This window comes from Providencia vermicola, assembly GCF_010748935.1.
In the GTDB taxonomy this organism is placed as follows: Bacteria; Pseudomonadota; Gammaproteobacteria; order Enterobacterales; family Enterobacteriaceae; genus Providencia; species Providencia zhejiangensis.
Map to the genome: position 1 here is coordinate 3,018,747 of NZ_CP048796.1, position 14,737 is coordinate 3,033,483.

General features: G+C 42.2%; 11 protein-coding genes. All 11 read left to right on the top strand.

The window, feature by feature from the left end:
* Nucleotides 1–15: 15 nt before the first annotated feature.
* The 11 genes from G3341_RS13685 to G3341_RS13735 all read left to right on the top strand — a co-directional run bounded on the left by G3341_RS13685 (nt 16) and on the right by G3341_RS13735 (nt 14,703).
* Nucleotides 16–558 (top strand): DUF3304 domain-containing protein, encoded by a 543-nt coding sequence (locus G3341_RS13685; protein ID WP_163862474.1) that lies wholly within the window; start codon nt 16–18, stop codon nt 556–558.
* A complete protein-coding gene (locus G3341_RS13690; protein ID WP_163862476.1) occupies nt 546–3,008 on the top strand; it encodes a T6SS phospholipase effector Tle1-like catalytic domain-containing protein in 2,463 nt (820 codons plus the stop codon). The genes G3341_RS13685 and G3341_RS13690 overlap by 13 nt, the downstream gene beginning before the upstream one ends.
* Nucleotides 3,009–3,078: 70 nt before the next feature.
* Nucleotides 3,079–3,336 (top strand): PAAR domain-containing protein, encoded by a 258-nt coding sequence (locus G3341_RS13695; protein WP_163862479.1) that lies wholly within the window; start codon nt 3,079–3,081, stop codon nt 3,334–3,336.
* Complete coding sequence (locus tag G3341_RS13700; RefSeq protein WP_163862483.1) at nt 3,333–4,463, top strand: hypothetical protein; 1,131 nt, start codon at nt 3,333–3,335, stop codon at nt 4,461–4,463. Before G3341_RS13695 ends, G3341_RS13700 begins: the two co-directional genes overlap by 4 nt.
* Nucleotides 4,450–7,818 carry an ImcF-related family protein gene (locus G3341_RS13705; protein ID WP_163862486.1) on the top strand — a complete coding sequence of 1,123 codons (3,369 nt, stop codon included), beginning with the start codon at nt 4,450–4,452 and terminating at the stop codon, nt 7,816–7,818. Before G3341_RS13700 ends, G3341_RS13705 begins: the two co-directional genes overlap by 14 nt.
* Nucleotides 7,819–7,838: 20 nt before the next feature.
* On the top strand, nt 7,839–9,449 hold the full coding sequence (tssA, locus tag G3341_RS13710) for a type VI secretion system protein TssA (protein ID WP_163862506.1): 1,611 nt from the start codon (nt 7,839–7,841) through the stop codon (nt 9,447–9,449).
* A gap of 40 nt (nt 9,450–9,489) precedes the next feature.
* The gene (gene tssF / locus G3341_RS13715) at nt 9,490–11,241 is read left to right on the top strand and encodes a type VI secretion system baseplate subunit TssF (protein ID WP_154623924.1); all 1,752 of its coding nucleotides are present in this window, start codon (nt 9,490–9,492) and stop codon (nt 11,239–11,241) included.
* Entirely contained in the window at nt 11,217–12,308 is a 1,092-nt protein-coding gene (tssG, locus tag G3341_RS13720) for a type VI secretion system baseplate subunit TssG (RefSeq protein ID WP_163862522.1), read from the top strand. The genes tssF and tssG overlap by 25 nt, the downstream gene beginning before the upstream one ends.
* Before the next feature lie 15 nt (nt 12,309–12,323).
* The gene (tssJ, locus tag G3341_RS13725) at nt 12,324–12,863 is read left to right on the top strand and encodes a type VI secretion system lipoprotein TssJ (protein WP_163862538.1); all 540 of its coding nucleotides are present in this window, start codon (nt 12,324–12,326) and stop codon (nt 12,861–12,863) included.
* A 2-nt stretch (nt 12,864–12,865) separates the two neighbouring features.
* Nucleotides 12,866–13,294: a type VI secretion system baseplate subunit TssE gene (gene tssE, locus G3341_RS13730; protein WP_154623921.1), complete on the top strand. Its 429-nt coding sequence runs from the start codon at nt 12,866–12,868 to the stop codon at nt 13,292–13,294.
* Between the two features lie 56 nt (nt 13,295–13,350).
* Nucleotides 13,351–14,703, top strand: a complete 1,353-nt coding sequence (locus tag G3341_RS13735) for a VasL domain-containing protein (RefSeq protein ID WP_163863624.1) — start codon at nt 13,351–13,353, stop codon at nt 14,701–14,703.
* Nucleotides 14,704–14,737 lie beyond the last annotated feature (34 nt).

A 14,737-nucleotide genomic window follows, 5' to 3' on the forward strand; every position in this document is an offset into this window, starting at 1 on the left:
TAAGGGGGCTTAATAATGACGCATAAACTGAAAAAAATGATGTGCTTGTTGACGATTGTCCTATTAACCGCCTGTTCCCCAGACACAAAACCTAACGACAATAAGACGCCACCCAAGCCCGAAAAAGTCAACTATGTAGGGGCTAATCTCCTAGGGTACAACCATCAATATAAAAGTATTGCCGTCAATAAATTTTCTGTCAATGGCTACTACGGTCGTGTTGGGGGGTTTACTTGTTGCATTATGCTGCCTGAAAAATGGCAACCGGGTATGCAAGTTCGAGTGGAATGGGAAATAGACCCCGCCCCATACTCTAAAGATATCCCCCGCTTTAACGACCCGAATTATGGTAATTGGATGAAAGAACACAAAGCCAATTATCGCCGGTATAGTACTATCGTTGATGTCCCTGAATACAGTGACTCTTGTGGGCTACAAGTGCATTTTTTTGCCTGCAATCAAGTCAAAGTTACCGCAACCTGCATGGGAATAGAACACCCCGACCACCCATTCAAAGCTCTCATAAATCAACAGGAGAATCAATCATGCCCGCAATAACTGGTTGGAATAAGACTGAGTGTGGAGCCCCATGTTGGGTCCCCCCCGAATTTCCTGAGCAGGGAAGGCTTGTACTGACACCTAAACAAATTGAAACTAATTACAAAAAAATTGTTGCGGAAGAACGCCTATATCAGCGACAAGCCTCTCAGTTACAGCAGGACAGATGTTGTAAAAGCCTTCATATCAGTCTATTTTTTGATGGGACCAATAATAATGAGCCTTATGATACCAATATTGCCACACCTGCTCATCCCACTAATATTGCAAAATTATTTCATGCTACAACACCACAAAACACAGAAGCAAATGAGCAGGGTTTTTATTCCTTTTATATGCCTGGAGTCGGCACACCTTTCCCCGAAATAGGAACCTATGACTATTATGCTGATGGCCTTAAATATGCAACGGGAGGGGAATCCAGGATTAATTGGGCGCTCATACAAATTTGTAATGCCCTACAACATACATTAACGCAAAGCTTTATTCCTAATGGCGTCATGAAAACCGCAGTAAAAAACATGGATTCAGACAAAGCCATGATAGCACATACCAGTGCAGTCATGGATGCAATCACCATTAGACCAGGCATGCCAAGTCAGCAAACAGTGAAAAATTATAAAGATGCTCAACAAGGAAAATTTTCTGCTCGTTTAGACCGCTTGCAACAAATAGAATCGCTATTAGCTCCACTTAAAGATAAGGTTTATTATTTTAATCCTCGATTATTAAACATTAAATTATTTATTTATGGATTTTCTCGTGGGGCTGCCGAAGCCCGCACTTTTGCAACTTGGTTAGATGAGATTTTATCTAACTCTACCTTGTCCTCAAAAGGTACATTATTAGAGCTTCCTGTTTCGATAGAATTTATGGGTATTTGTGACACTGTACCCGCAGTTGGTATAGCCAATATAGGCCCAGGGTTTAGTGGCCACAACGGCTGGGCGGGGGGAACCCAAGAAATTCCGCGTTCTGGATTAGTCAAGCGCTGCTGCCATTTTGTTGCTGCACATGAACAGCGCCAGTGTTTTTCACTTGATTCCATTCGCTATCCTGACGGTACATATCCCACAAATGCGATAGAAGTCGTCTACCCAGGGATGCATTCTGATATTGGCGGGGGTTACCCACAAGGTGACCAAGGCAAAGCACGGGATTCCGACGGCGAATTACTTTCGCAAATTATTTTACATGATATGTATGCTGCTGCTTTTGAAGCAGGAGCACCATTGGCGATTTTACCAGAAAGTCTAATACAGCACTCTAATATTAGGGAAAAACAATCATTCAGAGAGATGAGTGAAGACAGCATTGATGAGTTTCAAATATCATCAAGCCTTACTATGAGATTTAACGCATGGCGTACAACCATCACAGACTCAGTCAACCCTGTTTCGCAAGGCTTATATTCTCCTTCACAATGCAACCTCTTTTCACTAGAAAACGTTATTGAAGAGCAAATGGTATGGATGACAGCTTGGCGTATTGCGCGCTTCGCCTGTTCTCGACAAAATCCACACAACATTACACATCAAGCCTTTTTCCAACATGCGGCTCAACACAGTGATGTCACTATACCCCCCTGGGATCCGCTTTTTGCTAAGAAAATAGATATTGCACTCTCAAATGAAGAAAAAGCGTGTAATGATAATTTAGATATTATCAAAAAAAACCGAAAATTAGAGGAAGATAAATTCGCTAATAATCCTGATTGGGTTCCACCCAAAATCAATGAAAAAGGAGAGCCATTAATCGGTACACCGTTATATGACGCAACAAACGCGCGAGGACAATTATGGGACGCAGCTTTAGATTTTAGGCGTCGATATGATGATAGTCTTAACGACTTTGACGATTTTAATGCACTGCAAGGTAAATGGGCAATTTCTATTGCCGATAGTCTTGTGCAAGAAATATTCTATAACGTAATGTTCTTAAATCCAGAAGTTGAATATCATTTTCTAAAAGAAAAGGCTCAAAAAATTTACCAAGGGGAAATTCTACCAACATTGAATAAGACAAATACTAATAAAGAGATACAACTTATAGTAGATCTTTATGATAACCAAATCCATGACTCTAGAGCGTGGTTTATGCATTCAGAGCTCGGAATTCGTGAATTAGCAGGTGATTACTTTTTGATGAGAATGATTTATTTTGGTCAGAAATGGAATAAATACTGTTTGGTTGCATTAATTGATGATGAAAACTTTAAACGAAAAATTGTCTCGCGCCAAGGATTTATTATTCTAGACAATAATGAAAAAGTTGCTTATATAGATAATATAACAGGGGAAAAAAGCATCATTCCAAACAGTCAAATATCGTTTCCTACCGATGAGTTTGATGTTTTACTTTCTTATATACAAGAACAAAAATCACTTGAGATTTATGTAAATAATCAAAATAAATTACTTTCATCTCCAAATACAACATTACTCACATAATGTTATTTAGGGATTAAATAATCATTTACCTGAATTCAATTTAAAACAAATTCTATAACGTAAATCAATTATGAAAAACATTATTCGTGTTGGCGATACATTAAAGCCTTATGGCGGAAGCGTGCTATCGGGTCAATACCTTGCCTTTGGTAAACCCGTTGCCTGTGTTGGCGATAGCGCGGTATGCAACCGTCATGGGCACACCACTATCGTCGAAGGGACATCAGGCACATCCATGAATGGCAATCCCGTCGCATTAGACGGACATCGCTGCGCATGCGGTTGCACGCTGGTCAGCTCCCTTGCAATGATGAACATTAAGCCATGAGAATGCCCCCTTACTACCCTAAAACACCCAATGTCCCTCCGATCAATTGGAAACGGTGGGGACAAGGTATCCTTATTATCATTTCTTTATTCTTACTCATCACTAATATTTTTTGGCCTGAAGGTACACCAAATAAAACCACTCTTTTTTGGTTTATTGGTTTTATTTTACCTGCTCTTGTTTATCTACTGATATTTTCTATTTATTACTTTATTTACCAAATACGCATCTATCATAAAAATATTCACCTTGAGTCAATTGAAAAAGATGAAAGTATGTGGTGGGACTATCAATCAAAATACTTACCTATTATAGATACTATCATTATTGGTTGTTTGGGGAGCAAGCAAACAGATTGGCAGATGCTAATCCGTAATAGAATCGTCCCTCCGCCACCAGAAATTAGTGGTGAAAAACAAATTCTACGATGTCCCATTTTAATCGGTCATCAAAAAAATAAAGATGAGATGCTTGCCAAACTATTATTTAATGAATTTAAGTTTAAACACATGAACTCAAATTTAAATATTAAACGTATTTACTGGCTCGGAACAGAATCAACGCTAGCGATTTTCTTGAATTTATTTAATGAGCTATATAGTAATACGCCTATCGATAGGAATATCATCCATTCAATTGATGATCTCGATGATATTATTGATAATCATTATGAGCATTATGGTGATAACGAACAGCTCATCATTGCTGGAACAAATCTGTTTGATAAATCAGAGCATGTAATTCAATCCGAAAGCGGGTTTCTATGGTTAATTGGGAATACGGGAAATTACGCTATTCATCGCTGTGAAACCATTGATGCTCATCATGAAGATATTAATCAGTTAACAACACACTTAAAGCGATATGCAAACTTAGAAACGGCTCCTAACCTCACCATTTCCATGGATAGTGACAGTGCCATTGCATTCACTTCTACCGATTGGAACTGTATCGATAATGTTCTTTTTCCATACTACGGCGGAGTCACTCGCTCTTCTCCGTTTCTAGCTATTTCTCAATCAACAACCCATTGCATACAGAATAATGTCGATTCTTGTGGATGGACGTCGAACATCATTGACAATAAACACCTTGCTGGAGTTATTTCCCGTCATGAGCAAAAATAAAATAGGCCCCAAAACCCCAATAAGTGCATTGATTATTGGCTATTTACTCGCGATCACTGTAATAGTGATCTTAGCGGGCACTTTTTATTCCTTATCCGGAAATGACTATTTTGCGACCCAATATTCTGATAAATCCATTTTTCTATATTCAATTATTTCTTGGTTCATTCTGCTCTTAATTGCCCCAGTCTATTTGTTCTTCATGCGCCGAATATCGCTTTCATCAATAGCGCCATTTTTACATAAATATAAATGGTTAAAAAAAGCCAATGATAATAATACGTCGAATGAAATGTTGCAGGCTCTAAGGCAAGTATATGGTCGATTTGGTTTACATAAAATTTCTGTTATTTATCTCCTCGGCTCCCACTCCGCGGTCGAAAAACTCGCTCCTAGCCTGACGCAAGAAATTTGGCAAGAGTGTGATGGTACCTTGCTTATCTACGGTGGGGATATTGGTAGTTCGGTAGACACTGAGCGTTTGGATACCCTCAAACAACTGCGTCGACGTCGCCCGCTCAATGGCGTTATTTGGGTGACAGTAAACAGCATTTCATCTCAACTTTTAGACAACAAAATTAACTTCACCAACCTGAATACTGCTACAGCTCATAACGCGGGGCGGACTATCCAAAACCTCTTTCAAACGTTAGGTTGGCGCGCCCCTGTCTGGGTTTGGAGTGTCAGTGATCAACAACAATCCCTTAGTGCAGCAGAAACCCCTTCCATCCTCTGTATGACTGAGCCTAATATGTCTGCTGAATCACTTTCACCCAGCCTGCTAAGCCTCATTCCTGCATTAATCGTTAACGGAACTCAAGCGTTACTACGTGAACAAAAACACACATACCTGCTTGCTTTAGCACAATTTTTACAAGCTGGAGGAAGCCAACAACTCGCCACTGCATTAGCGCCGCTCAATACACAATTACGTACACTGCCTTTTTCGGGGATCGCATTTAGCCCTTCGATCAGCCGCGCCAATCAGCAACGTTTACCTAATAGCTGGCATCCTGATATCCGTTGGAGAAGCTGGTTAAATGTGCAATCTGAACTGGCAGCAGCTTTACAACCCGCTTCTTTAGGTGTTGATAAGAAACGTATCGTTCAATACGGTGCCGCCACTGCCATGACGCTCTGGGGCGCAGGTATGATTGTCTCTTACCTTGCCAACCGCCAACTTATTGAAGAAAGCTATCAAAGTGCCACCGTCGCCGCAAATAACCAATTACCTGAAACAGAACGCCTCAAAGCCCAATATGATTTCCAGCAAACCCTAGGTTTACTCAATCATCGCGAACAAACTTCTGTGCCTTTCTGGCTCCATTTTGGGCTAAACAGTAATCAGCCACTATTAGCCCATTTATGGCCACTGTATCAGCAAACAGTACTCCCTCCTCTGCGAGATAATATCCGCCAGCAACTTGAGCAACGATTACAAGCCTATGCCCAATTATCACCAAATAGTGATGAACGTCGCCAAGCCACTCAAAGTGCGTATCAAGATTTAAAAACTTATCTAATGATGAGTACACCAGAGCGTATGGATCCGACTTTTTTCACCAACAGCGTTCTGACTAACCTTCCCGCACCTAAAGGAATGAATGAAGGAGAATGGCACACACTCGGAAAAGAGTTGTTAATGTTCTATGCCCAGCAGCTACTCCAACATCCTGAGTGGCAATTAAAATCTAATAATAACCTTATCAATCAAAGTCGTACGTTGCTCATTCGACAAATCGGCCAACGTAGCGAAAGTGCCTCGTTATATCAAAAGGTGCTTTTGCAAGCACAACATCAATTCCCTGATATGACATTAAATGATATGACTGGCGATACCGATGTTAGCTTCTTATTAACTACTGAAGAGTTTGTACCAGGAATTTTCACCCGCAAAGCGTGGGAAGAGTCCATTGAGCCAGCAATCATAAAAACTGTCGAATCGCGCCGCAATGAAATTGATTGGGTACTGAGTGATAGCCAGCACGAACTGAGCCAAGAGGTTTCCCCAGAAGTTCTCAAACAGCAGCTAACTGAGCGTTATTTTGCCGATTTTTCAAGCAGCTGGTTAAACTTTTTGAACAGTCTGCAATGGCGACATACCGAAAGCCTATCCGATACCATTGACCAACTCTCATTAATGAGCGATGTTCGCCAGTCCCCCGTAATTGCACTGATGAATACCCTTGCTTACCAAGGTAAAACTGGGCGTCAAACAGAAAAACTGGCTGACTCTTTTGTCAACTCAGCTAAAGAACTTCTCAACAAAGAACAAAAACCGGTAATCAGCCAAAAAGCCGAGTTTACGGGACCATTGGAAAACACCTTCGCTCCCATTCTGAACTTTGTCGAGCCGCAAGCCAACTCTCAAGCTGGCGATAACCTCAGTTTGCAAGCCTATTTAACCCGTATCACTCGCGTACGATTAAAACTACAGCAAGTGGTCAATGCCCCCGATCCACAAGCGATGTCCCAATCCTTTGCTCAAAGCATTTTAGAAGGAAAAAGCGTTGATTTTTCCGAAACACGAGATATGGGTAGCTTGATAGCCGCCAGTTTTGGACAAGAGTGGCAAAGTTTTGGTGATGCACTGTTAGTGGAACCTATGACCCAAGCTTGGCAACAATTACTGACACCAACCGCTCAAGGCATCAATAGCGAATGGAAAAATGCCATTGTCAATGAATGGAATAACGCCTTTGGTGGGCGCTACCCACTCAAAGAGACCCAAAGTAATATTTCTTTGCCTTTGATGGCACAATACCTGCGCCCTGACAGTGGCCGTATTCAGCGCTTCTTAGAAACTCGTTTGCAAGGCGTTTTACGTAAAGAAGGGAATCACTGGGTGCCAAATAGTACTAATGCGCAAGGGCTACACTTTAATCCCGCATTTTTGAAAGCGTTAAACACGCTCACTGAATTAGGCGATGTAGCCTTCGCCAATGGAGAAGCACGCCTCTATTTTGAGCTACGTCCGGGAACTAGTAAACAGGTGATGCAAACCATATTGGTGATTGATAAGCAAAAACTTACCTACGATAACCAATTCCCGCAATGGCAACGCTTTGTGTGGCCTGCCGATACAGTTGCGTCCGGTGCATCACTTTCTTGGATGGCGACTTCGACGGGAACACGACTCTATGGCGATTACCCTGGAGTATGGGGTTTTATTCGTTTACTTGAAACTGCCCATGTTGCCCCCTATGCGGGAAGCACCAGTAGCTATACTGTGACATGGAAAACACCTGATGGTAGCACGCTCAATTATCAACTTCGCACTGAAATGGGCCAAGGCCCACTGGCATTATTAAAACTTCGCAACTTTGTACTGCCAGAAAAAATCTTCTTGGATTAGTCCTAATAGGAAATTGTTACATGCCTTTAATGACTGCATTACGCACAGCCTGCTTTACAGGTAACCCACTTGCTGCGGATCAATTAGTAGAACAACAAGTTGTGTTGTGGGAACGCTGGTTACTGCCTATTACTCCCGAAAAGCCAATTGGAGAAGATCCTGGCTATGATGATGACTTCGAACGCATGAAAGAAGAAGTCAATAAACTGTCAGGATCAGATACCGAATTGATTTGTTCCCTTGCCGAAAATCTTCTGACTAACAGGTGTAAGGATGCACGTGTTGTTACTTACTACGTTTGGGCGCGATTACATCGAGAAGGCGAAAAAGGTTTAGCCGACGGATTAGGTTTACTCGCTGGGTTACTTCGCCGTTACCATGATACCTTATTACCAAGCCGCCCAAATAGTCGGAAATTAGCCATTGAATGGCTTGCAGGTCAACGTGTTATTGATAGCTTGTCTCTCTACCCTGAAGTGGATAGCAACGAGTTTTCTCGCATCGTCGCACTACTTGGAGCTATTACTGAAGAATTTACGGCATGGGATGAAGCGAGTCGCCCTAACCTCAGTCCACTACTACGAGCATTGGAAAACCGACTCGCCCAATCGGGGGGAGCGAATACTGTTGTTCCGCAGAATATCAAAGCTGCTGAAAATATATCCTCCAAACAAACGGCTTCAGGCATCAGCACAATTGCCCCTATCCAATCGGGTCGAGAGTTACTGGATCAAGCTAAAGTATTAGCGAATTATCTACGTAACCAACCCAATGGTTGGCTATCCGGTCATCGACTGATGAAATCAGTACGTTGGGATACCCTACACCAGTCTCCTCCTCAAAATCAGCAAGGTTGTACTCGACTTGCCCCTCCACGCTCAGATGCCAGAGCGCAATTAAAACGTTTATATTTACAACAAAATTGGCTAGAGCTAACTGAGCAAGCTGACCGATTATTTGCCGAGGGTGTTAACCATTTTTGGTTAGATGTGCAGTGGTATTTACATCAAGCATTGAGTAAATCACCTGCACCTTGGGATGGTTGGGCGGACGTGATTGCGTCTGATTTAAAACAATTTTTACTTCGTTTGCCTGGATTAGAAAATCTCGCTTGGGAAGATGGCACTCCTTTTGCCGATGAAGTCACATTAGCTTGGATCAAACAACATATCCTTGAAGAGAATATGCAATCCCTACACCATATACCCACTCAAGATACCGATGAAGGGGATAACGGTTCCATATTTGCGTTAGAACAAGAAGCCTTAACCCAAGCCGACATGGAAGGCGTGGAGGCCGCTTTAGCGTGGTTAATGTCTCGTCCGCATATACAAACCTCCCGCCAAAAATGGTTATTGCAACTGGTGATGGCAAGAGTCGCAGAGCAATTTGCTCGCCATGATTTAGCCTTGAATTTACTGCGAGAATTAGACCATCGCGCTGAACAAATGCACCTTTCTGATTGGGAACCTCATTTTATTTTCGAAATCAAAGCGCGCCAGTTACATTTACTACGAGGAAAATGCCAACGTAACACCCCAGATAAAGCCGACTTACATCATCAAATGACAGATTTACTCGCTCAATTAACACGGTTAGACCCCGTGAGAGCACTCGTACTTTATCCTTAAAATTAACACTATTAAACTTGATGAACGGAGAGTCACGCTAATGGATGATTTAACCCTTCGCTACTATGATGCCGAAATGCGATATTTGCGTGAAGCAGCGAAAGAGTTCGCTCAAGCTCACCCTGATCGCGCAGCGTTATTAGATTTAGATAAAGCCGGAACTCCCGATCCTTTTGTAGAACGACTCTTTGAAGGTTTTGCCTTTTCAATGGGGCAACTTCGTCAAAAAATTGATGATGATTTGCCAGAGTTAACGGAAGGACTAGTAAGTCTGTTATGGCCACATTACTTGCAAACAATTCCATCTCTGTCAATTGTTGAGCTATCGCCGGATATTCAGGAAATGAAGCTTTCATCAGTGATCCCTGCTGGCTTTGAAGTGCTTTCACGTCCTATAGGCCCCAAAAAAACCGTATGCCGCTACCGTACAACACGCGATTTAACACTCAACCCAATTGCCTTATCGGAGGTCAATTTATCCACTGAGCCCGACGGTCGCTCAGTTTTGCGTTTGCGTTTCGACTGTGCAAAGCTAGCAGACTGGAAACAAATTTCCCTTAATACAATTTCTTTTTATTTGGCTGGCGATGTGCCAACCACATATGCACTCCACTTAGCGCTAACAAAGCAAGTTGCAGCAACCTATATTCGTTTGCCTTCTTCACCTGATCGTATTCGTTTACCATACTGGTTTTCACCAGGTGGATTTGCCGAAGAAGACCGTCTTTGGCCAAAAGCCGATAGTACCTTTAGCGGTTATCAATTACTGCTTGAGTATTTTTCTTTTCGTGAAAAGTTTTTTTTCGTCAACTTGAAAGGACTGGGGGAAATCCAGCTCCCCACAGAGCTTAGCCATTTTGAGTTGGATATTGTGCTTAACACACAATGGGATAGTGACATCCCGTTAAGTATAGATAATTTAAAACTACATAGCGTTCCAGTAATTAATTTATTCAATGTTGAGGCCGACCCACTCACTGTAAACGGATTAGAAAGTGAATATTTACTGCGTCCTCGCCGCTTGCAAGATGGGCATACAGAAATTTATGCTGTCGATAAGGTTCATGGCACACGACGAGGAGAGCATATTCATTATGTGCCTTTTAGTAGTTTTCGCCATCGTGGAGGTATGCTACGTCACAATGCTCCTGAGCATTACTACCATACGCGAATTAAGCGTGGCGTAAACGGTTTGCATGACACTTGGTTAATTTTAGGTGGAGAGCGTGAACCCCCAATCGCATCCCTTGAAAGCGAAACACTATCTCTACAATTAACAGGTACGAACGGGCAGCTTCCTCGCAAATCACTACAGAGTACAATACTCGATAGAACTGAAGAAACCTTACAAACCCACTTAAGGGTGCATAACTTATGCAAACCGACCTTACCATGCTATCCCCCCGCTGAAGATAGGTTTCACTGGCGTGTATTAAGCCATCTCGGTGCTAGCTTTCTTAATATGATGGACAATGTGGATGTGTTACGTGGCACTTTGGCGCTTTATGATTGGCGAGAAGATGATCTCAACAGCCGTAAACTCGACGCCATGCTCCATGTTGAACAGCATCTTATCGAACGTTTTGAGAAAGGTTTTCTGCAACGTGGTATTGCTATTGACATCACTCTCGACAGTAGTGGTTTTAATGGTGATGGGGATATCCATCTTTTTGGTGAAATGCTTAATCGCTTTTTTGCTCTCTATACTGATGTACACCTATTTAATCAACTGACTTTACATATTGTACCGACAGGAAATAGCCTAACATGGACAGAGAATCACCCTCAGTAAATCAAATTATTGATGCTCTTGGGGCACGCCTTCCGTTAGTTAATTTCTATCGGTTTTGTCAACTTCTAGAGCAGTATAATCAGCAACACCTACCTTTAGGTAGCACTCAAGATCCAAAAACAGACGCCATTCGCTTTCGCCCTCATCGCGGAATGGGATTTCCAGTCACTGAAATTAAAGGGCTGGATATTGAAGATAGATATCGAAACAGCTCCGTTCCCAGTATTCGAACCACTTTTTTAGGCTTATATGGTATAACGTCTCCACTACCAACTGCCTATATTGATGACATAGCGCAGAGGCGAGAAGGCACTGAATCACTCACCGATTTTCTAGATATTTTTAACCATCGGCTCATCACCCAGTTTTATCGCATATGGCGTAAATATTCCTATCCAGCCACTTTTTTAGCGGGTGGTAAAGATGAAACTTCCCAGTATTTATATGGATTAATCGGCTTAGGTATCCCAGGAACAGCGCAGCATATTCAAGCACCACTATCGCGCTTTTTAGCTTTACTCGGCACATTACGTTTTCCGACGCGCACTGCTGAAGGAGTCATTTCACTAGTGAAATTACTCGCTCCTGATACTCAGGTACAAGTAAAACCTCATGACCCGAGACGTATTGAGCAAGAAAGTCTATCAAAGCTATCTTGTCAAAAACCAATGACATTAATCAACAAACCCGTTTTAGGTCAGTATGCAACGGATGTAAATAGTCAAATCTTAATTATGTTACAAACAGATAACCTTAATGAGGCACGCAACTGGCTACCTGATGGGCAGTTGTATCAGGATTTACTCGCGTTACTTCATGTCTATCTTGGTTCGCGCGTTAATGCTCGACTCAGCCTAAAATTACCGAGATCATTATTACCTAATGCAGCGTTAAGTACACAATCTCATCAAGGAGTACAACTAGGCCGCACTGCGGCCGTGGGCGCATTAAACCCTCAAGCTAACCTTAATGACCCTTTGATTGTGTTAAATTTGGGGCGCTATCAGCGATTGACTCCTTCACCACAACCTATACCCACCACAAATTATGCTAATTATCGATTTTAATTTTGGAATATATTCATGAAACAGAGACTTTTATTGTCATTTTTCGGTAAAGCTTTATTGTTAATCGCCACGATAAACCTCACGGCTTGTGGGCTCACCCAAATGGTCAGTGATGGTACTCGTAGTGCTGCAAACGCGATTTTCTACAAACAAGTCAAAGTTGTACACTTAGATTTTGTTGCACGAGAAGCCTTAAATACCGATGATACTGGCACCTCGCTATCAACCATTATCCGTGTTTATCAACTAAAAAATTTCGAAAGCTTTGCAGAAAGCGACTATGCCACACTTTTCGCTAAAGATAGCCAAGTACTCAAATCCTCATTAGTTACACAAAAAGACCTGCGAATTCGTCCTGGTGAATCGATTTCTCTCGATATGCCCCTCGAAAAAGAGGCTGAATTTGTCGCGGTTGCTGCTATGTTCCATCATCCCGACCTTGTGACAGACAACTGGCGAGTAATTATTCCTAAAAAACGTTTACTACCTGATGAGCCTCGCCTACTTACTCTTCTCGATAACACTATAACTTTAAAGCCACTCGGAGAAAAATGATCATGTCCCAACCTTCGCTGTATGAAATGTTGACGGGCTACTTTGCTGGGGGGCTAATGATTGATGACATTCCTGAACACGATCAGGTGATCCTTTCTGTCATGGATAATATCCGTCGTATCCTTAACGCACGCGCAGGTAGCATTGAGCACCTGCCTGATTATGGTTTGCCTGATATGAGCAAACTTATCCAAGGGCTTCCCGGAACAGCTCATAATATGATGAATCTTTTATCAAAAACGCTACTAAAGTATGAACCGAGGATCAAGTCACTCTCATTAGTGTTATTGCCACAAAATAGTTTTGGGACACTACGTTATGCCCTTGAGGTGGAACTATATGAAAAAGGGTTGATCCGCTATGGTACTGAGTTTGTACCTGATGGACGTATTCTACTCCATCATTTAAAAAAACAATTTGACACAATTTAATTTCTACCAAGTGTGCTTTTTTCTTCGATTTAGACCAACAATTGCATGAGACGATGATGACCCCTGATTTGAACACATTACGCCTAGGCGGCGACCCACGCACATTAGCTGATTTTTCTGCTCTAAAAAATGAACTAAATAAACGCTTTCACCCTGCTCGTCCCGATATTGACTGGACGCGTGCACATGAGCTGTGCTTATCCTTATTCAATCAAAACGGGGCTGACTTACAAACTTGTGCTTGGTTTACCTTAATTCGCCAACACCAAAACGGTATTGTTGGCCTCAATGAAGGCCTCATTCTACTTCAACATTTATTGAATCAGCACTGGCAAGGGCTCTGGCCGCAACAAATTCACGCTCGTGTTGAAATTCTGGCGACACTGAGTCAACAATTAATCACTGGATTACGAAGTCATCCCCCTGTCTATACCGACCTTTCTGCACTTTACCAAGCCGAATCTCACCTCAAACAGATTGGACAGTTGCTACAAACTCTAGAATTAAAACACCTTACCCAACTAGAACGGCTGCACAACTTACTGACAACTCAAGCAAAACAATTAGAAAGCACCGATGCGCCAGACAGTGGTTTTATCCCACCAACATCGTTACAGATACCAAAAGTCCCCCCTACTACGTTTCATGCCAATATCGCGACAACACCTGTATCGATTAAGGCTAATGCAACCATTAGTACTGCGCCTCCCACTAAGCCATCTTATCGTAAGGGACTTTGTATTGGGATCGCTTTGGGCACCGTTCTTACAGGGACACTTTGTGCTGGGGCATTATATATTCTCCATCCACCAGTCAATAACCATATCTTAGCGCAAGTACTACCCCAATTACCTGAATTTACACCTAATATTGCATCGATAATTGAGCAACAATTACAACCTAATCCAAACCAGACAACTTCTTTTTCTAATGAGAAACTGAGTGCTATTGACCGCTATCTAACCGAACTGGGCGCGGTATCACCGATTTGGGCACAGCAATATAGCTGGAATATGGTCAATTACCTGACAACTCAATTTGGCACTCAACCTGAAGTGCGCGTATTGAATGATAAATGGCTACAAGCCATGCAGATCAATGCCGTTTCAGCAACGCAAATGAGGCAGTGGTCTCAGGGAATGGAGCAGCTTAATCATTTGAGTGAACGATTGGACAAATTAGACGGTAAACCGCGCAGCTACATCACGGGCTCTGAACTAAAAACGATTATTTTTACTGCTCGCCAGCATTTTAATCAAGGTTTACCCCTTGAGGAAGAACTTCGCCGCTTGGAAGAGCGGCAAGCACAAGGTGTGGTACCTGAATCGGAATACCAACGTATCGATACCCATTTTAAACAATTACTGAATCGATATGCGTTGTTACGCGATACGCAGGAAAAATCATGAATATCCTATCACTTACATTTAAGCCAACTGCTTT